The organism is Segetibacter aerophilus, from assembly GCF_007991655.1.
In the GTDB taxonomy this organism is placed as follows: Bacteria; Bacteroidota; Bacteroidia; order Chitinophagales; family Chitinophagaceae; genus Segetibacter; species Segetibacter aerophilus.
The window spans coordinates 1-23,968 of record NZ_BJYT01000035.1 but is presented as its reverse complement, the minus strand read 5'-3'; the positions used below and the strand labels follow the sequence as shown (position 1 = coordinate 23,968).

Sequence of the window (23,968 nt, the reverse complement as noted above, 5' to 3'; positions counted from 1 at the left end):
TAGTAAGCGGTAACTTTTTTTTGACTATTTAACTAGCTCTTTAATAACTAATTCAATATCCTCAAGTTTTTTCGAAGATAAATTATTCCCTAACGAATGATTGCAAAAAAATAAAAAAGCTTCGGTAGAAAAGGCTGTGAACTTACTTCTCTCTTTAATTCTTTTTAAGTGTAATAGTGAACCGGAGCACTGGTAGAGGATGCAGGTTTACTGCTTTTCAACTCACCTTTTGAAGCAGGTGAAGAATACAAATTATTTGAAGTGGTCTACATCTTCAGATGTCCTTTTGTACTCAAAGTCTCTTCATCGCCACCCTTGTTTTTAGCCGTTTTCTTAGCTTCTTTTTTCTTCTTCTCCAAGGTAAAAATGTTGTTTCTATCAATGCCGTATAGCGTAGCCGCTACTTCCTTCGTTTCTTCGCATGAAAAGTAAACGAGGTTTTTGCTGTAAGTAATTCCTTCAAGTTGCCAATCCCATTTCTTATCAGCCAACTCTATTTTTTTATGTTCTCCGGAGAAGAAATCGTTGCCTTGGAAATTGTTGAATAAATAGATAAATGGAAAGGTGTGGCCCTTATGATAACCGATTAGTGCAACCTCATTTCCCGCTTGATTAATAGCGGCATCTGTAATTAGCCCCTCACTATTAAATGTGCTGATATACCTCGCGGGATACTTGCCTGGAGTCTTAGGAACGACATACAGTCTGGTTTCTTTATCTTCTCTGTCTTTGGTAAAAAAATACAAAGAGTCTTTGAAGCTCAGCATGGACTCGCAGTCAAAATTGTTTTGCTTTTTGCTCTCTGTTGCCCCTTCATTAGGAAAAGTAAATTCAATGGTATCGCCCGTCATGTCAACCTCCTCTCCATCCGGAATACTTGCAATTGCCACCCTAATGATTTTTCGTTCTACCCTATCACCAAGGTTGTCACCTACATCACCTAAGTAAATATAGGTTTGGTCTGAAGTAACAGCTTCCACATCAGTAGCTTGCACGTTTGTAATATTTACAGTCTGCAAAAGCCTGCCGGATGCATTCAACTTAAAAACTCTTGACTTTGGTTTATCAGAAATCACCCAAATACTTTCACCTACCGCCGAGAGTCCCGATATTTCCTTCAACTCTTTAGGCAATATAGTTTTAACAGCCAAAGGACTTTTCTCTTTAGGCTGTGAAGAACAACTAAACAAAAAACCTAGAAGAATAAGGGGAATTAATTTCATTGTCGGGTTGTATCAAGATCTGTTTGAAAGAATTTACTTATACAAAATCTATTCCTCACAAGGTAGCTGTTATGGGTTGTCTGACGCCAAAGTTTTATCTGCCAGTGCATTTGCCATTGCTTAGAAATTGTAACTAAATCCGTTGGTGACAGTAAAATTTACATTTGGAGTTCCGGCCGCAGGAAATGAGTCATACGAATAATCCCAATTGGTAGAGATAGAAAAATGTTTGGTAGCCTTAATGTTAAAGACAACCTGGTTTAAAATTCTAAAATCATTTAGCTGCCGAAAAAGTGGCTGGTAAAAAGTAGTACTTGTAACGTCAAATATGGCGTTAGGCTTAAAGGTAAAAGAGACGTAGTTATCGCTTCTGATATCGCCCAATATGACGTGCGGATCTTTGTCGACCTCGTATTCATACATCGCCAAAATGCCTGAATATATCCTGAACTTTTTGTCCTCGTGTAATTTCAATCGTGGGCCGGTACCAAATAATGCACGTAGATCAATATTGCTGATCTTGTTTTGTTGTAGCTGAGTAAAGGCCTCCCACCGTACTACTTTTCCTAACTTCCGATTGTACCTCAGGTGATAAAAAACGTTGTTGAGTAGTTGCTGTTGAAAGTTGGTGAGCCGGTTGTAATTGGCTAAGAATAAATACAAATCTTTTTGCGTCTTGTACTGCAAATGAGCGGTAGCATTTATATTGAGGATTTGCTGCACATTTTTACTAAAAGAAAAGGACGTTCCAACGCTACCGTTCCAACCAGTGGTATCGGATTGAATTCTGCTGTTCTCAACATTTACAATCAACTGGCAGGGAGCTGCGGTATAAACAAACAGGAACAGCAGTAAGCACAATAATCGAATCATAATGGACGCTGGGAATTTTATTATAAATATTTGGAGTAAACGATTGCAAGGTTTAGGCCTTTATCGGGCGCTTTTTAAAATCCTCTAATATCGGTCATCATTAAAATAAGTTATGAGGAATAGAGATTCAAAATTGTTTTAATTTTATCGTTTCAAACTGCTTGCCCCAATTGCTTAAACCTATAAGAAAAATATCCTTTTTCATTGCACGTAACCTTCCCTTAAAAGTACTTTTGATAACAGCATTATTGCTGTTTTCAGAAGTAAATGCGCAGGAACAAAACAACAAAAAACTTCCAAACCTTTTTGGTTCTTCTGCCGTTCCAAACGACTCTACAGTCCACAAAAATTACGTGGCTATTAAAGATCTTTTCGATGTAGTAAGTTCACTTTTGAGAAAACATCCAATTGCAGAAGATAATGTTGACAGCCTTTCAACAAAGCCAATTTACTCTATTGTTCCTGCTGTTGGCTATACGTTACAAACAAAGTTGGCCGCAGTTATTTCCGGAAACGTCGTCTTTCGAACTGTGCCTCAAGCCAACCTTTCTACTATCACTGCCAGCGCGACGTATACTCAAAACAAGCAGTTCTTCATTCCAATACTTTCTAACATTTCCATCAAAGACAACCGGTATAAGCTCATTGGCGATTTTCGTTTTTATAAGTACCCCCAGAGTACTTTCGGTCTAGGGTCCAACTCATCTATTTCAAATGAAGACCCGATGGTCTACGACTACTTCAGGTTCTATGAGACAGTGTTAAGGAAGATAAAAGGGAACTTTTATGCGGGGCTTGGATACAACTTCGATCGACATTGGAGGATCTCCCATAAAGGCAACCCAAATGGCGCTGAAAGCGACTATTCAAAATATGAAACGGTGAGTGAGACAACGTCGTCCGGCATTACTGCCAATGGTTTGTTCGATAGCAGGGACAATCCTATAAATGCGAAAAAAGGTCTTTATGCAAGTGTGCAGGTGCGAAATAATTTTAGAGCAATTGGCAGCAACAGTAATTGGCGATCCGCTACGTTGGATATAAGAAAGTATGTGGCGCTTCCGGGAAAATCAAAAAACACGTTGGCTTTTTGGTCTTATAACACATACGTTATCGATGGTAAACCTCCTTATCTCGATTTGCCAAGCACAGGTTGGGATAATTACAATGCCACCGGAAGAGGTTTTATACAAGGAAGGTTCAGAGGTGCTAAAATGATTTATTTCGAAACAGAGTACCGTTTTAAGATAACATCTAATGGTCTTTTTGGTGGTGTTGTATATGCGAATGAACAAGCTTTTTCAACCGTTCCACATAGTAGTTTGCAGGCGTTTCAAGCAGGCTACGGAACCGGGTTAAGAATAAAACTAAACAAGAAGTCAGATACAAATCTTGCAATAGATTATGCCTTTGGAACGCAAGGATCAAAAGGTCTCTTTATAACTGTTGGTGAATTATTTTAGGTAATAGATTTTATCTTTAAAAATTAAATTTCGTCTATGGACCTTTCAACTTTTAATGCAAGCTTAAGTGGAAATACACCTCCCGCGTCATCGGTTTACCTGCAGGCGTTATGGTTTGATGCAAAAGACAATTGGAAGTCAGCTCATGATTTAGTAGATCATTTGAATGATAAAAATGCTTGCTGGGTACACGCTTACCTGCATCGAAAGGAGGGTGATATTCGGAACGCAGATTACTGGTATAAACGGGCAGGAAAGAAAAGGCCTTCCGCTACCTTAAATGAAGAATGGGAACAATTAGTACAAACTTTCTTGTTGGATAGTAATAAGTAACAACAGCAACTGAAATGTGCGCTGGAGGTCGTTCTGCTACTGGCGACGCAACTGTTTCCCGCTCTACAAAGAAAAATTAAAAGGTTTTTAAAACGAAATACCTGTATTGCGCTGTATCCAACCGGTATAAAAACCAATCGCAGCCAGGATTATGAGAATAACTAAAATCACCAGAAAAACTCTTAAACCTGAACCACTACTCTTGCGCGTTTTTGTTACAGTCGTACTTTTTTCTGTTGAGGACAACGCCTTTGCCTTTATTACTTTACCCGCATACCTGCTTGAAAAGGTCTCTACCTCCTGTTGATTATTTACAATCTGCTCTGCAACAAAGAACTCTTTATCGTTACTAATATCAAACGCCTGGATGGTAATCGGGAATTCGTTTGGATGAAGTGTCATAGTTGTAGAATAATTGGTTGAGATAATGATAATAGAAGCAGAAGTGCAATTTTCCTGCCATTACATTTTAAGATCTAATGATATGAAGCCCTCATGCTGTTTGTAACAAGCATGGGAATGTAGCGGGATGAGAAAAGAAGCTTGGTACTAATAACCTTTTTTGCAAGAGAATCTGAATTCCCAAAAGTCCTTTTAAATTTCGTAAATTCGGAAAGGTCAACTACCGTGATAAGTTTCTGCAAAAGCGAATAGATAGAGCCCTATTTTTTAAAACGAAACGAAACTGCCATGAAAAAAATTTTCTACTTAACACTCTTGTGTACTGCCCTTTTTTCTTCTTTGGCTACAATGGCAAGTGGGATTACAGTGAAAGGATATGTTCGGCTGGCCAACGGAAACGGCGTTGCGAATGTAGAGGTAAGAATTGCCGCTTATGTTGGCACCTCAACCTCCGCTTGTAAAGAGGAGGTAGTTGTGACAAACAACCTGGGTTTCTACTCCAAAGAAATAAGTTGTACCGGTGACATTCACAGGTCAAGGATTTCTTTAAAGAACTGTGATGGAGCAGTACTGGTGCTGGAAAAAGAAGTTCCCGTTTCAAAGGTTATTGAAGCAAATTTTACAATTTGCCAAAATAAGTCAACTGCATGTACAGCTAAATTCACTGCCGAACCGATTCCCGCTTCTTCGACGGTTTTGCCTTATTCCGCCAGGTTTAATAGCAACTCATCAGAAACCAATAACGGCGAAAATATTATTCATCGCACGTGGGACTTTCATGATGGTACACCCCTGCTAAATGATCGTGTTGACCCGCTGCACACCTTTCCCCGCGGCGGCACTTATGAAGTTTGCCTTACTATTAAGACAGCATCCGGATGCGAAAGCAAAGTTTGCAAACAGGTGATTGTTCCCCCGTCGACGGCCACTACTTGCGCTGCAAAATTTACTTTCGAAAGATTAGGCCCTAAGAAATTCCGTTTCAATAGTTCTTCATCTGCTATCGAGGCCAACGACAACATTGTTGAAAGAAAGTGGGATTTCAGGGATGGCACTGTTAGTAGTGACCTGTCGCCTGCACATGAGTTTGCAAAACCCGGGAATTATGAAGTGTGCTTGACAATCAAAACTGCGAGAGGGTGCGAGAGCAGGTTTTGCGCAGTCGTAAAAGTTGAACAAGTAGCTCCTCCCGACAACGACGCAATCCAGATAGTTTCTCTTTATCCAACACAGGCACATGAAAATTTAAAGGTGGTTGTTCTAAGCAAGCACAATAATGTGTTAGCAACAGTTGCTATCGTTGATGCGTATGGAGTAGTTCGGTCCTCTAAACAGTTTACCCTTGTTGAAGGGTACAATCCATTGACCATTCCAGTAAATAAACTAACCGCAGGTTCTTATTTTATAAAAGTGACGACGCAGTTTGGAGTGGCAACTAAACCTTTCTATAAACTTTGATGGCGCTTATTTCGCTTCTATTACAGAGACTTATAATTGATAGCGAAGTACCAAGCTTTCCGATGGCACAACTTTAGCATTGATAAGGTAAATTTTAAAACCGAAAAAATGAACGAAGAAAAGAGCGCTTCAAACGAAGCTTCAGAAGCAGGTCTTGATACAAGTACTATCTCCGCGGGAGATGGGACACTACAAACAAATAAGGAATTTGAAAGCGATAAGACAAGTGGGACTGATCACTATTACGATGTGGACACTGTGAAGAAAGACGTTGAAACCAATATAGGTGATGGTGAAATGCGCAACGAAGGAACAGTTGGAGCAGGGGATATACCTGAAGAAAATGCATTTACATTAAACGGTCCTACCGACAGGCAGGAAAATGACTAGATGACGATAAAATTCTTCTTCTGCAAAAGCATCTCCCCAGGGATGCTTTTTTGCTTTTATAGCCTCAAATGCCTAGCTATTTGAAGAAGGCAATGATTTATTATTTCCTTCAGAAATCTTGTCGTAACCTTCCAACTGCCAGTTTCTTGATTGCAATACTTCGGTGAGCATGGTGCGCATTTGGTCTGCAGCAATTTTGGGAAGGTGACTGTTGATAGCTGCCAGCTCTACCTGTTTTTTGCCGTTATTTTGAATTTTGGTAAGATCTTCCCGTCCCAACAAATTAAAGATGCCTTCATCGAAATTATAATAAAGGTAATCGGGCTCAATACTTAAAATCTCTGGTTCAGGGAACGAGATCATTTTGATTCTCCTGTTTTGCTCATCCACTTCCCACACACATTTTTTGAAGTCGTACCCTACCAACACTTTTGCTTTAATAATAACCAGCGCCCGCTTGGTGGAAGGTATAAAGCCAAATATCTTCCTGGTCTCTTCAAAATTATATAGCTCGTTGAAATGGCCTTCAGCAAAAACAATTTTAAAAACTCTTCTTATACTTTCAACAACTGTATGCGAGTTTTCTTTAACCTCCACCTGCTTTCCCTTGTTGAGCAATCTCCAAACGAGGAACATAATAACAGCACCTAGTAAAAGTCCGATAAGTAATGAACCCATAGTATTTGAAGAGGTGGTTGGTTCGGAGAAATTGCGGTATACAACGATGATAAAAATTGCCAACAATATCAGGCCAGCAATCCAGATAATATTTTTAAATTTTTTAATCAAACTAACAGCTATTGGTGCCCTTTTTTTTGTGTTGATTTTATTAATACAAATGTGATGCCCTCTAGTTGGTGCTGGTTCAAGCACAAAAGAGAGCACAACTTGAGGTAACTAAAAATGTATTAGGCAGGTACTAAATCTCTTGTTGGTATGGCTATGATTTGGACGGAAATGCTATAGGTTGCATTTGAAAGGGCTGAATGAGGAGTACTCGTACAAGTGTGCGACGCAACAAAAGTTAAGGAACGTTATACTGCTCGTTACTCAAATAAAACATTCAAGAAAAAGAAAGGCATAGCGTAAAACTTACGGGTTTCAAGTTGGTACTAAAATGAGGCGAGAAAGAATTAGTAAGGCAGATTGATTGCACGGTGCGTTTACTTTGCAGGACAAATGAGCGTATGAAAGCAGCAAGCATCAATGAATTAAAACAAGAACTGCTTACCCTTCCCCCTAAGAAGGTGTTGGAACTATGCCTGCGGCTTGCAAGGTTTAAAAAAGAAAATAAAGACCTTTTATCTTATCTCCTGTTTGAGGCCCATGATGAACACAGTTACGTGGAAAGTATAAAGAAAGAAATGGATGAGCAGTTTGTTGAACTTCCAAAGGGGAACTGGTACCTCGCAAAAAAAGCGCTTCGAAAAATATTAAAAGCGATCAATAAATACAGTAAGCATACTTCAACAAAGGAGTCTGAAGTCGAAATGCTAATACACTTTTGTCAAAATGTGAAAAAATCCGGCTTGCGTTTTCGATCATATAAAGTACTCTCATCGCTTTATGACCAGCAACTAAAAAAGCTAAACACATTGGTAGAGCAGGTGCACGAAGACCTGCGGTTTGACTACAAAAGACAGTTGGAGCAATTGGAGTAACTCAAACAAGTTCCCCCCAAAGCTGCCCTGCAGATGAGATTTTAGTTGGAACAGTTTCTGTTATTAGCTATAATCAATTTGAAAATAAAGATGAGTAATAATACAACGGAACAAAAGAAGCTAAGCGATATACCCTTTTCTGTGCTCGACCTGGCTACCATTCTGCAAGGAAAGAAGGCTGCTGATACTTACAAAAACAGTATTGATTTAGCCCAACACGTAGAGCGGTGGGGATTTAAGCGCTATTGGCTGGCAGAACATCACAGCATGGAAAGCATTGCAAGTTCAGCAACTTCTATTTTAATTGGACACATAGCAGGTCATACGTCTACCATACGTGTAGGTGCCGGTGGAATTATGTTGCCAAATCACGCTCCACTGGTTATAGCAGAACAGTTTGGAACATTAGAGTCTATTTATCCCGGTCGCATCGATCTCGGTCTCGGTCGTGCTCCCGGTTCAGACCAGACAACGATGAGGGCGCTGAGACGAAATCTTGTAGAGGGGCCAAATGACTTCCCAGAAAGTGTGGTGGAGTTGAAGAAATATTTGTCTGCGGAAAACAGTACAGCAAAAGTGAGGGCCATCCCGGGCGAAGGTCTTCACATTCCTATCTGGCTGCTCGGCTCAAGTACCTACAGTGCTCAGCTTGCTGCTATACTCGGGATGCCTTTTGCGTTTGCCAGCCATTTTGCACCCACATATCTTCAAGCTGCCCTGCAACTATATCGTGATAATTTCCAGCCTTCTACTGACTTGCAGACCCCTTATGCTTTAGCTTGTATAAATGTTGTAGCTGCAGATTCAGATGAAGAGGCTAATTATATAGCCACCTCTTTTTACCAACTTGCTATGGGTATCATTCACGGATCTACCAAACCTCTAAGACCACCTGTTACAAATATGGATGTTATTTGGAGTGAACCAGAGAAGGCAGCTATACTTCAAATGATGAAATATACTTTTATCGGTAGCCCTAAAACGATTAAAGGGAAGCTTGAACAGTTTTTAAGCGAAACACAGGTGGATGAAATAATGGTAACATCTCACATCTACGATCATAGTGCAAGGATTCATTCTTATGAAATTCTTAGTCAAATTTGGAAGGGGAAGTTAACCTAAGATGCTTTTTGATGGTTTAGAAGATTATGAAAAGGAATCGAAACCGTACTAACTGAAGTACTGTGGCGTGTTACTAAAGCAAGGCGCCGCAGTTCTTACAATGCTTTGCATCTACATCATGTCCTTCTTTACCGCATCCCGGACATACTTCATTTTTTTGTTCTTTTTTTCTTGCTTGCAGCGCAATTTCATTTGTCAAAATTCCGGTCGGTACTGCAATAATGCCGTAGCCCATCAACATGATTATGCTTGCAACAAATTTACCTAAAGGCGTCGCAGGAGAAATGTCGCCATAACCAACGGTCGTAATAGTAACTATTGCCCAGTATATGCTTTCAGGAATATTGGAAAAACCGTTCTCGCCTTTCTCTATCAGATACATCAATGAACCGAGGATAATAACCAGCGTTAAAACAACCGTCATAAATATGCTGATCTTCGTTAAGCTTCCACGAATGGCGACACCGAGGAATTTCATTTCAGAAAGAAAATGGGTAAGCTTAAATATTCTAAATATTCTCAACAAACGAAGAGCTCTAAACACAAGTAATGATTGACCACCAGTGTATATTATGCTTAAATAGCTTGGAATAATAGCCAGCAGATCAATGATGCCAAGAAAGCTAAAGACATACTTCCAAGGCTTTTCTATGCTTATCAACCGTAAGATGTATTCGATCGTAAATACAAATGTAAAAAGCCACTCTAATTGCGAAAAAAGAGGACCGTAAAGGTTATGCCAGCGCTCAATACTGTCTAGCATGACAATTACGATGCTGGCAATAATTAATACGAGTAGCGACACATCAAAAGCTTTTCCGGCGGCAGTGTTCGACTCGTAGATAATTTCATGGAGCCGCAGCCTCCACGTTTTATCCTTACCATTCATCATAAGCAATACTTTTTTACATTACCTCGAAATTAAAGAGAACGACAAGTTGAAACTCATGAATGTTTTTGTATTGAATTAATAAAGGTATTTGAAGCCTTACATGTAGGATGCCTTATTTCTTCACCTGTCTCAACACCTTTTTAAAACTCCCCTACAAATTCTCCAAATTCTCGAAAATCTCCTCCAAAAGCTTCAAAGGGCCGCCTTAAGAGTGTGGTGGATGTTGATAAGGTAATCGTAGATCCATACTTCTTTTGTTTGTAGTTTTTCGCAAATTAATTACGCATCCCTCGTTGATGCTCTCTTTCGTCCCCGGTTATACTACGTCTTTAACTAACCCAGGCTGATTTGGTTTTTATGATTTTGGTAAAAGCGTCTCCAAAAGGATCAAAGCTCACTTCCTGCTGTTTTGCTGTCATTTCGCTGCAGCATTCACTATAAAGTGCTCATCTGCTGCAGGCAAATATTCAATATACTCAACTCTTGTTTTCAATTTTTAGCTAATCCTTTCATTCCCGATTTCACTGCCGATACGCTTGAAAAAGAATCCGCTCGTCTTTGGCTTTCATGAGCTTACCCAAACAAGGTAAGCTAACTGTGTTCTGCTTATTATGGGGAATAAAATTTGTGGTGAATAGATATAAAATGCAGACAAATAATAAGGGTAAGCTATGTTCAATTTCAGCAAAAGCAAGGGGAAAGCAAGGGATATTGTTGTGGTAGGAGCTTCGGCGGGGGGTGTAGAGGCTTTAAAGCAGTTTGTGAAAAGTCTTCCGAAAGACTTTAAAGGCTCTATTTTCATTGTTTTACATATACCCTCCTACTCCGAAACCCGGTTGCCTTGGATACTTGAAAAGGCTTGTAATATTGAGGCAGTGCTCCCGCTTGATGGAGAAGAAATTGAACCTGGAAAGATCTATGTAGCGCCAAACGATCATCATATGCTTTTACAGGAAGGCAAGGTTGTCGTAAAAAGAGGACCTAAAGAAAATCGCTTCCGCCCTGCCATTGATGCCTTGTTTCGGTCAGCGGCTTACGTGTATGGATCAAGGGTTATAGGGGTTATCTTATCAGGTTTATTAGATGACGGAGCATCTGGGCTTTGGACAATTCAACAACAGGGTGGAATAACCATTATTCAGAAACCTGAAGATGCTGAACAACCGCAGTTACCTAAAAATGTGCTGCAATATGTTACACCCGACTATATCGTAGATGCAACTGATATGGGGCCTTTAATTGCAGGCCTTATAAAAGAGTTGCCGCACAATAAAAATAAGTTGTCGAAAGAGGAACTGAGTAGGCTGAAGTCGGAGGTTATTATTGCTACGAGAGACAATGCTTTCGAAATGGGCATAATGGAAATGGGAGAGCTTAGACCTTTTACGTGCCCGGAATGTGCTGGCACATTGGTACGCCTGAAGGAAGCTGATATGATACGTTTTAGATGTCATACTGGCCATGCGTATACAGCAAGTTCATTAGCGTCGGAAGTAACCGAAACTGTGGAAGCGAGGTTATGGCAATGTATGCGGGCTCTTGAAGAAGTGAATATGTTAATGAATAACATTTCGGATCATTATAAGGAGCTGCATAAGAATGAGGATTCTAAGCTTTATATCGAAAAAGCAAAACATGCAGCAGATCGTGCCCGTACCATTCATGATCTTGTTCTTCAGCATGAGCAGTTTAGCGAAGATAGCCGTTTGAACAAGAAACATAAATAATATAGGTAAGCATCTTACAGCTTCAGCTTCCGTTGTTGATGAGTAGATGTTTTTGCTAACTAACGTAAAACAGTAATGAACGAAGGCCCTATAATAATTATAGATGCGGACGACAAATCAAGGCAGTTTTATGCGAACGTTATTAAAACAATAGACGTTCATAATGAGATAAGATTTTTTGAAAATGGTCTGAGTGCTTTGGATTATCTGTACACTACAACCGAAAAACCGTTTATCATTCTTGCTGAGGTAAACTTGCCGGGGATGAACGGGCTGGAACTAAAAGAGACTATAAACAATGATGAGCAGTTGAAAGACAAGGGAATTCCATTTGTTTTTATTTCTACAGATACCAGTGCTGAGGCAATTCGTACAGCGCACAAATTGAATGTGCAGGGCTATTTTGAAAAGCCAGGCGAATTAGCATATGTAGAACAACTGATGGTGAGAATATTTGAGTATTGGGAACTGTGTAAACACATAAACAATACGTAACCCTTTTCCTTGTAGCGCACTTGCGTAGATAATAAATTAATTTTTGGATAGAGGTGTTCTTTATCCTGATTAAGCATTGCCTGATCGTTGTACGATGGTTCATCATCTATTAATAAAATGCTCCCGCGAATCATGGTTGTTTTCGGTTTAATCGACAGGTTTTAAAGGGGTAATAATATCGTAAATACAGCTCCTTCCCCAGGTTCCCCTTGAGCTGAGATAGAGCCGTTATGTCTTTCTACAATTTTTTTACACAATGCGAGGCCGAGTCCCGTTCCCTCATATACGTCTGCAGGGTTAAGTCTTGTAAATGAGTCAAAGATAGAGGCAGCATATTCCTGTGGAAAGCCAATACCATTATCGGAAAGATTAATTTTTACAAAGTCCTTTTGATCTTGTTTCAAATAACCACAGGTAATATTGATGCGTGAGGCTCTTCGGCTTTAGAGAACTTGAGCGAATTGAGGATCAAATTGTAAAAGAGTTGGTACATTAGAATTTCACTAGCTGTTATAGTAGGCAATTCTGTTACTACGATAGAAGCGTTTTTTTTGCTTATCAGCAGTTCAAGATCCAGTTCAATATTTTGCAGTATCTTATTTAGATCAAGTGGTTCAAACAGCTGTTTGGAATTACCGAGTTTAGAATAATTTAACACCCCTTCAATCATTGAAAACATCCTGTCCGTTGCAACACTTATTCTATTTAAATAGGTCTGCGCTTTTTCCGGCAGGATGTAGGAAAAATCCTCTATTATCCGGTTATTAAAGGTCTTGATTTTTCTTACAGGTTCTTTCAAGTCATGGCTGGCAACGTGCGCAAATTGCTGAAGGTCTTCGTTTGAACGCTGCAACTCCACAGTTTTTTCTTTTACCAGTTTGCTCAGTTTTTCTGTAAACATTTTCTCCTCCGTAATATCCAAAGTGATACCTACCATTTTTTGCGGTTCCCCATTCTCGTTGTACACAAACCTTCCTACTGATCTAATCCACCTAATATCACCATTAGGCTTTTGGGTGCGGTATTCAGTGGAATAAACAGAATCTCTATCCAGTGCTCTGTCGAATGACGCATCCATGTATGCCCGATCGTCTGGGACAATCCGCTCCTTTAAGCTTTCAAGGGAAACAGGTTCGTTTTCAGTATAGCCAAAATGAGCTTTGTGTTGGGCCGTACACGAATATTTCCCGGTTTTAAATTCATATTCATAGGTACCCAGTTTTCCTGCCACAAGGGCTAGTTGCAAATGATCTGCAGCATTTTTCGCTGCCTCCTCTGCTTCTTTCAAAGTCTGAATGTCTGTTGCCGTACCAAACCAGCCAAGTACATTTCCTGCATCGTCTTTCAAAGGCACGTTACGCCCAATAAACCAACGGTGTTCACCCCTTGCGTTTCGTAAACGGTACTCTGCTTCAAATATTTTGCCTTCGGCTAACGCCTTTTTCCATTTTTCTGTGGAACTAGCTGCATCGGTTGGCTCTACTATTTTCTGCCAGCCCAGCCCTTCAGACTGCTCGTATGTAAGCCCGGTGTATTCGAACCAGCGCTTGTTAAAGTAATTCGCCCTGCCTTTACCATCATTGGTCCAGACAAGCTGGGGTATGGCGTTTGTAAGAGTCCGTAACCTTTCTTCTGACTGCCGTAACCTATTCTCAGCACGAGCTCTCTCAATACGACTGAAAACCCTTGAAGTAACTTCCCTTACAAGATCCACTTCATCTTCACGCCACTCCCTAATTTCTGAACGGGCGACGGTGAGCAGAAAGCTCCACCTTCCATCCTGGTGCTGAGGCATACCTACAATTGAACCAAAGCCAGAGCGCTTGCCGAAAATTGCCGTATTTATCAGCGGACTATTTTCTGGGACATTGATCACTGCAATCTTGCCTTGGCTAAAATGCTGCCTTCCTGCTTCCGTAAGGATCTCAGAAATAGCATGCACGCCGAGCAAAGCCGGCCAATGTTCGTCACGTCGCCACTCGTAGACGACCTCTATGCTGTTGACGTCCTCATTAACACTCGCAAAGCTGCACCTGGATAGTTTGAGATAATTAGCGAGCCGTTCGCCAGCACGCCTCATTAGCTGATCAACTGTTAGCAACGGGGCAAATTCCACGTTTATCTCTGCCAGAAAAGCAAGGTTTGCCTCGCGGCACTTACGATCAGTAATGTCGCGGGCAATAGTTGAAATGCCAATAACTTCTCCTGAAGCGTTCAAGACTGGGGACATTACTATTTCCAAATTTATGCGCCGTCCGTCTTTTTTTACTCTGACTGTCTCAAAAACCCCCACTTGCCTGCTCTGTTCAATCTTATCAATTTTGTCCACAATCAGCATAAGATCCTGGTCAAGGGTCAGCATGGTCAAATTCTTGCCAATTGCTTCGGATGCCGAGTAGCCGTATAGATTTTCGGCTGCTTTATTCCAACTGGTAATTATCCTGTCTAAATCAATCGTAACAATAGAATCCCCCAATGTCTCAACAATTGAAGCAAGGAAGAATTTCGTTTCCTCCAGCCGCCTTCTTTCTGTAAGGTCGCGCATGATCTTTACGAAGCCCAGCAATCTCCCCTCAGCATCGCGAAGGGGACTTAAAGAACCTGAACCCCAAAAACGGGAACCGTCCTTGCGAATATGCCATCGGTCATTTATCGCACGACCCTCTTTGTCTGCTATCTGCGCTTCAGATACTGGAGCATTGTTATCCAGGTCGCCAGGCGTAAAAATGATATCCCCTGACTGCCCGATCATCTCCTGCTCCAAATAGCCCATCATTACTTCAGCCCCCTCATTCCAGCTTGCTACACGACGATGTTTATCGAGAGTAAAGATTGCGTAGTCCCTTGCACTCTCAAGCATCAAGCGCAAGTATTCTTCCGATTTACGCTTCAGCTTGTCAACGGGATCCACAGAGGGGTCTAGTTCCATAGTAATTCTTCTTTATGTTGAAATTTTTTGATCCAGTACTTTCCAGGCTATACGACGCTTTTTAGAAATTAGACTCTTTTAAAAATTCGTTGCCCTTTTATCGGATACTTGCGAAAACTAATGCCTTAATAATAATTAAAACAACCTATAATTGAATGACCTCGATATCTGCCTCTTCGGTTTTTTTAATAACTAAACGACCAAGATTATAATAGCCAGATTTTGCAAAAAAGGCGCGTGAGAGCTTATATGGACCGCTTGATTAAGTTGCCATTAAAACTTACTCTCGAATGCGGGCCAACAAGATGCTATTCGTTCCCCATGGCACAACCGGAGCTGCTTAAAGTATTAGTGATGACTAAAAAAACAAAATATAGAAAGCTGATTTAAACATGCGGCGGGTTATTCTGAGCAATAGTAAATTTATCTCCATCAGACAAAATATGTGTTCTTAAATTTCGGATGGTTACAGGTTTATCACTCGTAAATTCATCTATACTAACTTCAGAAACATGAAATCCCTCAATAATGATGATCGTTCCCGTACCTACAACTTCTGCATCCAACCCATTACGAACGATCATTGCGGTATCTTCTTCAATACCCATCCCTATACAAGTGGGGTTTGTAGCGACCACTTGCGCCATGCGAACGAACCTTCCCCGTTGCACAAAGTGAGTATCTATGCACACGTCCTTTAAAAATTCAAGACCTGTCGTTATTTTTATCATTCCCCCCAATTCCTGCACTTCATCGTTTCCTGCGTAAATCATCGGTGTTGACATTGACATAGCTCCGGCACTTGTGCCTGCTATTACAATCTTGTCGTTGATATAACGATGTTTTAAAGCTGTTAGAAAGCGAGTACCCCCATACAGGTAGGTATATTTCAACTGGTCTCCGCCGGCAAAGAATATCCCATCTGTTTTTTCCATTCTTTCAACAAGCGCCTCGTCATCTAAAACGTCCTGGCGGTGCGTATGATGAATGTGCCCAACCTTAAATATGTTACACTCCTCAAATGCTTTTCGATAATCCTCAAACGATTCATCGCCCTCGGTACTTGCACTTGTAATCACTTCAACCTGCGGATCTTCTTTGCCTGTTAAGTGGATAAAGGACTTTAAAACCTGCAGACGTTCGAAATCACTGGGCGTTTGTTTCTTTTTTGCTTTCTGCTCACCTTTGTTTTCCGCTCCGCCAATAATTAATAACGTACCTGCCGGTACCGGACACGCACTTTTATTGTCTTCTGCCATTGCTTATGATTTGATTATATTAGATATTATTTACAATTATTGCACCACCTGCACCTACGGCTCTGTCGCATCTACTATTGATTGTTATCTTGTATACCAAGGCTATAAGATTTTTCATATTAAGATTAATTGTATCATTACCAGATTAATGGTTTACCTTTAATCACTCCTCTTCTGTTATACTTGCTAATTGTGCAAATAAAAGTTGACTGGAATCAGCTTAAAAAAAGTCGCTTTTATGGATAATACAATACCCTTTCCTTCAGGTTTTCCCTTGCATGAACTTCCCGAACTCACTGACGAGGTTCTCTTTGCGTTTCATTTGCAAATAGACAAAGTGCTCTATTTAAATGCAGCTTTTGAGAAAGTTTGGAATGTCTCGCGCGAATTTATCGGTTGTAACCTATCGCTGCTTTTTGATACCATCCATCCTGACGACAGGGAGCTTGTTAAAGATTCTTTTACTAAGATTAAAAGTGACAGGCAAAATCAAAAACTTGAGTTTCGTATACTACTCCCCCCCGAACAACAGCAAAAATGGATACGACTGAAGGCGTACGCTTCTGAAAAAAGCAATAAAGAAATTATTGTGGGCGTCGCTGAGGATATTACCGCAGATAAAGATTACAACGATACCCTTCATAAGTTTTCAGATAAGAAAAATTCTATTCTACATATACTTTCGCACGATCTGTTGGGTCCGTTAGGAAACATCGAAATGTCATCATTAATGCTTTCAGAAGAAACTAAGATCAGTAGCGATGAGTCAGTAATGGAACTGGTTGATACGATTAAGAGAAACTGCAAAAAGGGTGTCACCATGATACGTGATCTCATTAATGATGAGTTTTTAAATTCAAGCGAAGCGAGCCTGGTAAAGCAACGAGTAGATCTTGTGGAAAGAATAAATAATGTTATTGATAGTTGCAGAAGTCACCGATATCTAAACCACCGCAACTGTTTGAATTTGTAACGTGTTCAGAAACATTATTTGTTACTATTGATGACAATAAGTTTATGCAGGTCATTACTAACCTGTTATCAAATGCCTTAAAGTTTACTCCTGATTCTGGTAATATCCGGATTAGCGTTGAAGACAAAAACGACAATATTTTGATAAAAGTACAGGATACCGGCATAGGTATACCTGCCCATTTACAGCCTTTTTTGTTTGATAAATTTACCAAAGCAGGAAGGCAAGGCATTCACGGAGAACCCAGCGTTGGTTTGGGAATGTCAATTATTAAAACAATTGTTGAATGGCATAACGGGCAGATTTGGTTTGAAAGTACAGAAGGTATTGGTACTACTTTTTATATTGAAATATCTAAAGATAATTAGTTGAGGATTTGAAGCTTCAAAGGATAAAGCAGAAACTTCTGCATACTTAAAAATGAAAACAAACTTTAGTCGTGCGAACCTCGGAAACCTATAACCTAATATTTTGTAATAGCATAATTAATTAGTTATAAGAGGCCCGGTTGGCAGTATTAAGTAGCTGACTAAAGAGAGGCAAAAGCACAAATGGTAGTAGAGCTATTTGAGTCATTATTGAAAAATATAGTATCAAATGCCTGTTCTTAGTGCAAAGTATGTGCAAATAAAAAAAGGGCCCAGAACTATAAGTTCTAAGCCCTTGATAAGTCGGGGCGGCAAGATTCGAACTTGCGACCTCCTGCTCCCAAAGCAGCTTGAAAATCAGCTCATTGTACACCTTTTTTTACTTATTCTTTCGCTTATACACTTTTGGGTGTTTAAATTGGTGTTTTTTTATTTTATCAAAGCTAGTATTTCCATAGATTTTACTGAAACAACAGGATCTCTGGAGTGTGCACTGTGATTAGTTCCACCTTAAAATGCTTTTTACCCTGTATTTGTGTTGGCTTGGATGACACCTTGAAGGACAAGTCTCGAAACTCGTTGTAGATGGACTTTTTATCACTTTTGCTGTCTTTGCCTAAATGCTGTAGGAAGCTTATTCCCTTGTTTTGTAACACGTAATCAAGCGTCTTTAAATCATCTACAGCAGTTGTGATTTTTGCTACTAAGTCATCCTCTAAATCCTGCTGCAAATCATGCCTTACATAAAATCCTCCCTTATGTGGTATCATTTCACTTATGAACCATATTTCAAAATCAAGTTGAAGTTCTCCTAACTCCTTGTATGCTTTCAATAAATCTGTATCATCCTCCATTGTACTTGCTGAGATGCCACTATTTAAATAATGTGCCTTATCTTTTAACGAGTAGTGTTTTCCTGAATATACCTCATACAGAGCCTCAATTGCTGCCTTAGTTAAATTAGGTTCTTTGTTAATTAAACTTGCAGCACTCCACTTCTTAACTCCTACTTCATACGTTATAGTTTCAATTTCTCCTGACACATTCTTTTCCTGGCCAATGTATTGTGTCAATTCTTCTAAGGAGGCTCTAAAACCCTGCGTTTTGATTTCAGATTGCCATTTACTTATTATCTGAAAGAACGTCTTTGTTGCATTGGCTGCATTAATGATAACCGTCTTTCTATAGTCATAGTAAGTAATAGTGTTTAGAGTTGCATTAGCAAATTGGTCATGTAAACAAGCCCACAGTATGTAAGGTGAAAGGAAGCTACCAAAAGATGGATTTTTATGATTTAGTGCGACAGCCTTACTATGGAGTAGTAAATATTCATGTTGATTATGATACCAGAAGCCAAATTCTTCTTTGTCTTTTAATATTGCAGTTGACGGAGGTTTCTTTATATCTGTTTCCATGTCCGCAACGAAAGCAGCAATTTCACTTACTTTTCCTGTGTACTTTTTAATAACTGCATCATAGTGACTATTTACTTTTCTATGTTCAATAAAATCTTTGCTATGAAATAATTTTGGATAGCTCCTTGAGTTACCAAGCAACTCTACAGGCTCGTGAATAAATACATGTATATCTCCTCCATTTCTTAATCTACCAAACGCTTGCACGATTGAAGGTATTCCATCAGAAAAGGTACCATAATGTCTGTACTTGATTTCTTTTTTTATAGCAGGTATGATAATAAACAAGACATGATCGGCCTTATCTATATTAATACCAGTTTTGAAGGTGGTTCCAATGTTATTTTGATCTTGCTGGTATAAGACTTGAGTATCTGTAGTGCAGAGATTTATAGCTTCTAATGACAAAGATGGATCAGTTTTGTGAGGCTTGTCTATCACATTTTTGCCATAACTGTTTACTGCAATATTTTTTGCTAATCCTTTGGTTCCTGTTATAATGCTAAGAGGAAGGTCCTTTGATTTATAATTTTGTATTATGCTGTCTACTGCATTCATAAGCTTTTTGCTCGTAGAGTTATAGGCGCTATTAAAGACGTGTAAGTGAATTTTAGCTTGTATATCATTCTTTGTTCTTGCTAATTCATATACTTTAATTTCTTTCTTCGTTAACAATGACGCTGCCTTGATTACTGGTATTGTTGCTGGTGTAAAGGTTGCACTTGATATAAATACCTTCTTTATGCTGCCTTTCCATCTCAGCAAGTTTGGTATTAGTAGCGACCTAAAGTTTTTTACCCCCTCATGAATTTCATCAAGGAATAAAACTACCTTTTTGTGTTCTGTTGCTTTAAGAAGATGGCTTAAATATAATTTTTTCACGAAACTTTGCTCCCCTGCGTCATCCCCTGAATTAGCTAAGAGAGTATTAATGGTCATAATGTGAACCCGAACCTTATAAGGTATTGTCTTAGCAGTTTCCTTTTTTTCCTCAAGGGAGGTGCTTCCTGAAAACGTAGCTCGAAATACTTTATTTAAACCAGAATGGAGAAAGAGCTTTCCTGACTTAGTAACTTTTTTAATGTGTTCAGGTAATTCTATTTCTACCAACGGAAAACTATCAGTTACCCACTTGTCGTCTTTAAAAACCAACTTTATGAAAGGACTGCATACGATTACGTAGTAACCTGAGTCATAATAGTCCTTAATCAACTTGTAGTTCAAGGTAGTTTTCCCTTTGCCCACTTGGAAGTTAAATACTACAGTTTCTTCCTTCTGTAAATCAAGAGTTCCTAAGTGCTTTACCTGCTCAATGTATTCTTCAATCTTTCCTAACGAAAGCATCTCTCTTGAAAATACAAAGTCATTCTTAGGGAAATATTCCTCCTTCAACTCAAAGTAGTCTATGTTCTGTTGTCTGACTTTGAAGGCAGGCTTTGTGAATTTAATCTCTTCCAAAAGATAGTGATTATGGATGAAGTGCTTTACACTAAAAATAAACACTTTTTTGCTTGTGCTAACGCTTCTGTTTCATAACCAACTTCTTATAGGGGTTCGTATTGGAATGTAAGCATTGTAAGGATTATACTGTATACACTTTTACACTAAAAAATACAACTTATATCTAGCGCTTTAATATTACTCTTTCTATACCTCCTCACTCTTAAATCTGTAATACTCACTTTCTTTTCCAAATATCACCTTATACATGGCGTTCTCTAGCTCAACGATAGTTTTATCAGAAATTGTGTCGATTTCATTAGCAGAAAATTCAATAGTAACAAAATCATTTTGATTTAAGAGGATGTTTGCCTCGGGGGTTAATTTTGGAGAGGCTGGAGTGTTTTTTTCATTGAATATTATTGCAAATCGACCCAAAACATTTCCAGTCTTTGGCACCTTCATAATAATACCAACTTCAAGGCTGCATGAATGGGTCCTGTTAAATAGATAGTAGTTAGGGATAATCTCATAAGCAACATCGCCAACTTTAACTGTAAATCCTATTAATAATTCAAAGTCTCCTGTAAATGGATTAATAACCTGCACTGCATCATTAGAAGCTCTTATAGCTAATCCGTCATCGTTTTCTAGGTAGTAGACCGGTCTATAAGCGTCACCAGTGTTTTCAAACTCTTTCCACTCAATACTCAGCAGGTGAAGATCAAAATCATTCTTAAGAAAGAAGTAGTAGAAGTAGCCTATGAACTTCTTTTGTATCTCAGATTTACAGAGTCTTAAAACTCTATCAAACTTTAATTCTGCTTCCTTTCTGACAAGTACATATAAATCCACGAGCTGCATGTTGAGATGAGTTGTTGGGTCTTAAGATAACAAATTCATGACTACTTCACCTAAAAGCACTTTATATAGCGTGAATTTTGCTATCATGACAAAGTATGAGTTGTGAAGCTGAAGGTTGCTCCAATATAAGAATCGGGGGAAATTCAATTAGTAGAGGACTGTTGTACATATTAAAAAAGGACAGCCTAAGCTGCCCTTTGATACGTTAACTCAAATAATCATTATAAACATTAGAAAGTACTTAAAGTAAAAATCTAAAATCTAAAAAACCTATTAAGCGTTCGAAAATCAAAAATGTACCTTCAATTCTTAGAAACAAAATATAAAACAGGAAGAGTTAACGCAACACCTTTCCACTTAACGTATCTGTCTTTGGTTCATGAATTTTGTAAGAATGTTTCCACTATACGCAGCTTTTGAGAGTTAGAAAATTGTTTTAAATAGACTTCGGGTACGAAATGATGGTTATTAGGAATATTCATTTAAAATAATATTTTCGATACTGCTGTAAATATTCTGCGGGCCATGGGAAACTATCTCTGTATCAAAATACACTATGAGTCTCAATTTTGCATCCTCCTCTTTAATACTTCTAGTAGGTAACGCCTGTACACAATCTTATTCACATTGCTACCTATCTAGCAGAGTAACTTTGCACGGTAACTATTTATTTGCTTGCTTTGCGTAGTGCCTTAAAAGCTTTGACCTCTATGATAAACCAAACGGTTAATTATGGACAAACAAAAGCCCCCTAGACACAAAAAAGGCCTTCCGGAGTGGATAAGCCTAATCTTAAGTCTCACAATCATTTTAGAGCATGTTGTAAATATCGTTGGCGCGATCTACAAGCTTTAAAAGTGACTGAGTAAACAAAACCGTTACGAAAGTAGCGGTTTTTTATTTTCTAGTCAACAAATGTGTAATCATAACAGAGACAATAATCGTAAGCCTTAAGAGAATTATCTAGGCAGAGGAGAGATAAAATGCTATTTTTAGAATAGTACTATGATCACACTGTATCAATATAATGAACTGTCTGAGGATGAAAGGAAATCACTTTTATGGTCAGAAGGAGCATTTGTGGGTGAAAGAGCTGTTGGTAATTTAAGGGTAGCTCTTTATCAGCTTTACTCTTTCTATGTGGAGGTTTATTATGATGATAATGAGATTGAGAGTGTGCGTTCGTTCTGTGATACTAGTCAGCTTGAGCCTTACTTAAAGGATATAGATATAACCAGCGTTAGAGACCTATAAGTCTTCCCACTAGCCATCCTATTACCAATGCTGCTATAATTAAAAAAAATAGCCGTGCTTATCCTGCCTGCCCTTTCAATCTGCTTCTGTAAATCCTGTATCTGGTTTGTATAACCCTGCTTCACTTCTTTAGCAGCTAGTAGCTGCTGGTTCAGCACATTTACATCCCTCTCATTTGCCTTCTGCAGATTCTGTAGGTTTGTGTCTAAGTTTTCAACCTGCTTGCTATAGTTAGCCTCTAGTTGCTTTGTAATATCCTTAAGCAGTTTGCTTTTGAGTTCTGTGTTGGGCGACAGTATTATTATATATCTCTTTAAGGTACCTAGCCAATTCAGTAGGTGTAATAAACGATTATCAGCTACTTTTTGAAGGAGGGGCACGTTCTAACTATGTCCCGGAGAGCAGTGATAAAATGGATATTCAGTGAAAGTGCGGTTTCTGCTATTACAAGACTATCAAATATTTCTAAGTTCTCAGCATCACCTCTGCACCAGCAAGTCGCTTTAAAGCATTTTCTATTCGATAATTCGAGAGTTAAAAAGAGATAAAAAACTTCAAATAAAGAGAACGTTAACCCCTATCTGCTGCGAATGATATCTCTCAGTTTTACCTTTGCCCTTGTGTACTGCGATTTACTTGTGCTCTCCGTTATTCCCAATTTTCTGCCTATTTCCTGATGTGTTAAACCACCCACTGCATATAAGTTGAAAACGGTTTTACATCCTGGACTTATGGTATGAGAGGCCTTTAATAAATCCTTGGCATACAGTGTTTCAAGTACATTGAAGTGCTTTGCTACCAATAAATTTTCCAATCCTTCAAAATCCACAATGTGAACCTTTTTGCGCTTGACATGCTCAATGGAGACATTTGTAAAAATCCTTCTTACCCAGCCTTCAAAAGATCCATCTCCTCTGTATTTGTGCAGGTTAGTAAATAACCTGGCAAAACCATCCTGTAAAATGTCTTCGATGTCAACATCATTTTTTGTAAATCGCAAGCATATATAGCGCATTTTAAAAAAAAACTTATCATAAAGCATTTTCTGACTCCTTCTATCTGCGCTAATACACTTTCTGATCATCAGTGTCTCACTTATTCTATCCTTTGTCATAATAATATTTTAGCAGCTACCGCAGCCACGTATGAAATTTCAAATTGGGAAGATATAGAGATAAAAAAATGGCTAACCTTTAATAGAGCCTTTAATCTTTTTAATTTGCATTATTGACTGATCACTAATACAGCAAATCTATTAAGAGGTAGAGAAGTCTTTATAATTCTTCCAAATAAATCTCCTTTCCATCTTTTAATGCCAGTAGGTTCAGCTGTTCTTTAAAAAGAATACAACAAGTGTTTAAAACTAGCTTTTCGTTTGGTAAAACTGTTATCTCAGCTCTTTGATGGTGAATATGACACAGCTGCGA

General features: G+C 38.9%; 22 protein-coding genes and 1 tRNA gene. 10 read left to right on the top strand and 13 right to left on the bottom strand.

What is annotated here, in order from left to right; translation table 11 throughout:
• Nucleotides 1-266 precede the first annotated feature (266 nt).
• Together SAE01_RS22705 and SAE01_RS22700 are read right to left on the bottom strand one after the other, a co-directional pair.
• On the bottom strand, nt 267-1,223 hold the full coding sequence (locus SAE01_RS22705) for a hypothetical protein (protein WP_147206130.1): 957 nt from the start codon (nt 1,221-1,223) through the stop codon (nt 267-269).
• 120 nt (nt 1,224-1,343) lie between these two features.
• A complete protein-coding gene (locus tag SAE01_RS22700; RefSeq protein WP_147206129.1) occupies nt 1,344-2,096 on the bottom strand; it encodes a DUF481 domain-containing protein in 753 nt (250 codons plus the stop codon).
• Nucleotides 2,097-2,329: 233 nt separating this feature from the next.
• Between SAE01_RS22700 and SAE01_RS22695 the strand changes: the two genes are divergently transcribed.
• Entirely contained in the window at nt 2,330-3,559 is a 1,230-nt protein-coding gene (locus SAE01_RS22695) for a BamA/TamA family outer membrane protein (RefSeq protein ID WP_147206128.1), read from the top strand.
• A 36-nt stretch (nt 3,560-3,595) separates the two neighbouring features.
• Nucleotides 3,596-3,892 carry a hypothetical protein gene (locus tag SAE01_RS22690; RefSeq protein WP_147206127.1) on the top strand — a complete coding sequence of 99 codons (297 nt, stop codon included), beginning with the start codon at nt 3,596-3,598 and terminating at the stop codon, nt 3,890-3,892.
• 87 nt (nt 3,893-3,979) lie between these two features.
• Here SAE01_RS22690 and SAE01_RS22685 read toward each other — a convergent pair whose 3' ends face one another.
• Nucleotides 3,980-4,294 (bottom strand): hypothetical protein, encoded by a 315-nt coding sequence (locus tag SAE01_RS22685; protein ID WP_147206126.1) that lies wholly within the window; start codon nt 4,292-4,294, stop codon nt 3,980-3,982.
• 288 nt (nt 4,295-4,582) lie between these two features.
• Between SAE01_RS22685 and SAE01_RS22680 the strand changes: the two genes are divergently transcribed.
• Both SAE01_RS22680 and SAE01_RS22675 read left to right on the top strand, forming a co-directional pair.
• Nucleotides 4,583-5,752 (top strand): T9SS type A sorting domain-containing protein, encoded by a 1,170-nt coding sequence (locus SAE01_RS22680; RefSeq protein ID WP_147206125.1) that lies wholly within the window; start codon nt 4,583-4,585, stop codon nt 5,750-5,752.
• A 108-nt stretch (nt 5,753-5,860) separates the two neighbouring features.
• Entirely contained in the window at nt 5,861-6,142 is a 282-nt protein-coding gene (locus SAE01_RS22675; RefSeq protein ID WP_147206124.1) for a hypothetical protein, read from the top strand.
• A 72-nt stretch (nt 6,143-6,214) separates the two neighbouring features.
• Here the strand turns inward: SAE01_RS22675 and SAE01_RS22670 are convergent, their stop codons facing one another.
• The gene (locus SAE01_RS22670; protein WP_147206123.1) at nt 6,215-6,931 is read right to left on the bottom strand and encodes a DUF4230 domain-containing protein; all 717 of its coding nucleotides are present in this window, start codon (nt 6,929-6,931) and stop codon (nt 6,215-6,217) included.
• 398 nt (nt 6,932-7,329) lie between these two features.
• Here SAE01_RS22670 and SAE01_RS22665 point away from each other — a divergent pair, with 398 nt between their 5' ends.
• Together SAE01_RS22665 and SAE01_RS22660 are read left to right on the top strand one after the other, a co-directional pair.
• Nucleotides 7,330-7,803, top strand: a complete 474-nt coding sequence (locus SAE01_RS22665) for a hypothetical protein (RefSeq protein ID WP_147206122.1) — start codon at nt 7,330-7,332, stop codon at nt 7,801-7,803.
• Between the two features lie 90 nt (nt 7,804-7,893).
• On the top strand, nt 7,894-8,925 hold the full coding sequence (locus SAE01_RS22660) for an LLM class flavin-dependent oxidoreductase (protein ID WP_147206121.1): 1,032 nt from the start codon (nt 7,894-7,896) through the stop codon (nt 8,923-8,925).
• Nucleotides 8,926-8,998: 73 nt separating this feature from the next.
• Here the strand turns inward: SAE01_RS22660 and SAE01_RS22655 are convergent, their stop codons facing one another.
• Nucleotides 8,999-9,817 carry an ion transporter gene (locus SAE01_RS22655; protein ID WP_147206120.1) on the bottom strand — a complete coding sequence of 273 codons (819 nt, stop codon included), beginning with the start codon at nt 9,815-9,817 and terminating at the stop codon, nt 8,999-9,001.
• A 671-nt stretch (nt 9,818-10,488) separates the two neighbouring features.
• On the opposite strand from SAE01_RS22655, the gene SAE01_RS22650 reads away from it, so the two are divergent.
• Complete coding sequence (locus tag SAE01_RS22650) at nt 10,489-11,544, top strand: chemotaxis protein CheB (RefSeq protein WP_147206119.1); 1,056 nt, start codon at nt 10,489-10,491, stop codon at nt 11,542-11,544.
• A gap of 75 nt (nt 11,545-11,619) precedes the next feature.
• A complete protein-coding gene (locus SAE01_RS22645) occupies nt 11,620-12,039 on the top strand; it encodes a response regulator (RefSeq protein ID WP_147206118.1) in 420 nt (139 codons plus the stop codon).
• A gap of 161 nt (nt 12,040-12,200) precedes the next feature.
• Here the strand turns inward: SAE01_RS22645 and SAE01_RS22640 are convergent, their stop codons facing one another.
• The 3 genes from SAE01_RS22640 to SAE01_RS22630 form a co-directional block, all read right to left on the bottom strand.
• A complete protein-coding gene (locus SAE01_RS22640; RefSeq protein ID WP_170234251.1) occupies nt 12,201-12,443 on the bottom strand; it encodes a sensor histidine kinase in 243 nt (80 codons plus the stop codon).
• Nucleotides 12,440-14,968, bottom strand: coding sequence for a PAS domain S-box protein (locus tag SAE01_RS22635; protein ID WP_147206116.1), 2,529 nt, complete (start codon nt 14,966-14,968; stop codon nt 12,440-12,442). Before SAE01_RS22635 ends, SAE01_RS22640 begins: the two co-directional genes overlap by 4 nt.
• Nucleotides 14,969-15,354: 386 nt before the next feature.
• Nucleotides 15,355-16,227: a cyanophycinase gene (locus SAE01_RS22630; RefSeq protein ID WP_147206115.1), complete on the bottom strand. Its 873-nt coding sequence runs from the start codon at nt 16,225-16,227 to the stop codon at nt 15,355-15,357.
• Between the two features lie 238 nt (nt 16,228-16,465).
• On the opposite strand from SAE01_RS22630, the gene SAE01_RS22625 reads away from it, so the two are divergent.
• A complete protein-coding gene (locus SAE01_RS22625) occupies nt 16,466-17,200 on the top strand; it encodes a PAS domain-containing protein (protein ID WP_147206114.1) in 735 nt (244 codons plus the stop codon).
• Complete coding sequence (locus SAE01_RS22620; RefSeq protein ID WP_262713391.1) at nt 17,152-17,568, top strand: sensor histidine kinase; 417 nt, start codon at nt 17,152-17,154, stop codon at nt 17,566-17,568. The genes SAE01_RS22625 and SAE01_RS22620 overlap by 49 nt, the downstream gene beginning before the upstream one ends.
• A gap of 307 nt (nt 17,569-17,875) precedes the next feature.
• Here the strand turns inward: SAE01_RS22620 and SAE01_RS24620 are convergent.
• From SAE01_RS24620 to SAE01_RS22600, 5 genes are all read right to left on the bottom strand, one after another.
• Nucleotides 17,876-17,945, bottom strand: a tRNA-OTHER gene (locus SAE01_RS24620).
• An 84-nt stretch (nt 17,946-18,029) separates the two neighbouring features.
• Entirely contained in the window at nt 18,030-20,441 is a 2,412-nt protein-coding gene (locus SAE01_RS22615) for a DEAD/DEAH box helicase family protein (RefSeq protein WP_147206112.1), read from the bottom strand.
• Between the two features lie 189 nt (nt 20,442-20,630).
• Nucleotides 20,631-21,278, bottom strand: a complete 648-nt coding sequence (locus SAE01_RS22610; protein ID WP_147206111.1) for a hypothetical protein — start codon at nt 21,276-21,278, stop codon at nt 20,631-20,633.
• Between the two features lie 1,220 nt (nt 21,279-22,498).
• The gene (locus SAE01_RS22605) at nt 22,499-22,921 is read right to left on the bottom strand and encodes a hypothetical protein (RefSeq protein WP_147206110.1); all 423 of its coding nucleotides are present in this window, start codon (nt 22,919-22,921) and stop codon (nt 22,499-22,501) included.
• Nucleotides 22,922-23,118: 197 nt separating this feature from the next.
• Nucleotides 23,119-23,655 carry an RNA polymerase sigma factor gene (locus SAE01_RS22600; RefSeq protein WP_147206109.1) on the bottom strand — a complete coding sequence of 179 codons (537 nt, stop codon included), beginning with the start codon at nt 23,653-23,655 and terminating at the stop codon, nt 23,119-23,121.
• Nucleotides 23,656-23,968 lie beyond the last annotated feature (313 nt).

Coding starts and splice junctions, on each gene's coding strand:
- SAE01_RS22705 (WP_147206130.1), bottom strand. CDS start 1,223: ATGAAATTAATTCCCCTTATTCTTCTAGGTTTTTTGTTTAGTTGTTCT.
- SAE01_RS22700 (WP_147206129.1), bottom strand. CDS start 2,096: ATGATTCGATTATTGTGCTTACTGCTGTTCCTGTTTGTTTATACCGCA.
- SAE01_RS22690 (WP_147206127.1), top strand. CDS start 3,596: ATGGACCTTTCAACTTTTAATGCAAGCTTAAGTGGAAATACACCTCCC.
- SAE01_RS22685 (WP_147206126.1), bottom strand. CDS start 4,294: ATGACACTTCATCCAAACGAATTCCCGATTACCATCCAGGCGTTTGAT.
- SAE01_RS22680 (WP_147206125.1), top strand. CDS start 4,583: ATGAAAAAAATTTTCTACTTAACACTCTTGTGTACTGCCCTTTTTTCT.
- SAE01_RS22675 (WP_147206124.1), top strand. CDS start 5,861: ATGAACGAAGAAAAGAGCGCTTCAAACGAAGCTTCAGAAGCAGGTCTT.
- SAE01_RS22665 (WP_147206122.1), top strand. CDS start 7,330: ATGAAAGCAGCAAGCATCAATGAATTAAAACAAGAACTGCTTACCCTT.
- SAE01_RS22660 (WP_147206121.1), top strand. CDS start 7,894: ATGAGTAATAATACAACGGAACAAAAGAAGCTAAGCGATATACCCTTT.
- SAE01_RS22655 (WP_147206120.1), bottom strand. CDS start 9,817: ATGATGAATGGTAAGGATAAAACGTGGAGGCTGCGGCTCCATGAAATT.
- SAE01_RS22650 (WP_147206119.1), top strand. CDS start 10,489: ATGTTCAATTTCAGCAAAAGCAAGGGGAAAGCAAGGGATATTGTTGTG.
- SAE01_RS22645 (WP_147206118.1), top strand. CDS start 11,620: ATGAACGAAGGCCCTATAATAATTATAGATGCGGACGACAAATCAAGG.
- SAE01_RS22635 (WP_147206116.1), bottom strand. CDS start 14,968: ATGGAACTAGACCCCTCTGTGGATCCCGTTGACAAGCTGAAGCGTAAA.
- SAE01_RS22630 (WP_147206115.1), bottom strand. CDS start 16,227: ATGGCAGAAGACAATAAAAGTGCGTGTCCGGTACCGGCAGGTACGTTA.
- SAE01_RS22625 (WP_147206114.1), top strand. CDS start 16,466: ATGGATAATACAATACCCTTTCCTTCAGGTTTTCCCTTGCATGAACTT.
- SAE01_RS22600 (WP_147206109.1), bottom strand. CDS start 23,655: ATGACAAAGGATAGAATAAGTGAGACACTGATGATCAGAAAGTGTATT.